The organism is Neisseria weixii, from assembly GCF_042658245.1.
Lineage (GTDB): Bacteria > Pseudomonadota > Gammaproteobacteria > Burkholderiales > Neisseriaceae > Neisseria > Neisseria weixii.
On the sequence record NZ_JBHSPY010000079.1, the window covers coordinates 1 to 629 of the forward strand.

Annotated in this window: 1 protein-coding gene; it reads right to left on the reverse strand. The window is 55.5% G+C overall.

The genetic code is table 11. The features are described 5' to 3' along the window. Positions 1 to 580: ribonuclease HII (rnhB, locus tag ACFPVS_RS13685; protein WP_096296071.1), on the reverse strand; the 580-nt coding region annotated here is incomplete at its 3' end. Positions 581 to 629 lie beyond the last annotated feature (49 nt).

Consider the following 629-nt stretch of genomic DNA (forward strand, 5'->3'; position numbering starts at 1 on the left):
ACCTTCCTTGCGCCAACAATGCCCTGACCGGCGCAAAGTCTTCGCGGTGTTCCGGCAACACCCCGAATTGCTGCAAGGCGGCCAAATGCTGCGCCGTGCCGTAGCCCTTGTGTTTATCGAACCCATATTGCGGATAGCGTTCGGCCAGCGCATACATTTCGGCATCGCGGGCGGTTTTCGCCAACACCGAAGCGGCGGAAACCACCATAATTTTGCTGTCGCCTTTTATCACCGCTTCCGCTTCAATGCCTAAATCTTTCGGCACACGGTTACCGTCTATCCACACTTTTCCGGGCTGCACCGCCAAGCCCTGCACCGCCCGCTTCATCGCCAACATGGCCGCGTGCAGAATATTGAATTGGTGAATCTCGCTCGGATCGGCACTCGCCACACACCACGCCACGGCCTGTGCTTTAATCATCGCCGCCAACTCATCACGCCGCTTTTCGCTGAGTTTTTTTGAGTCGGTCAATCTGGGCAAATCATAATGCTCCGGCAAAATCACCGCCGCCGCAAACACGCTGCCGACCAACGGGCCGCGCCCCGCTTCATCGACACCGGCTGATAATAATAAGGTCATGCCATACTTTCTTTTTCGGTTGTAATCGCCTAAATCTTGTGCAATCTTG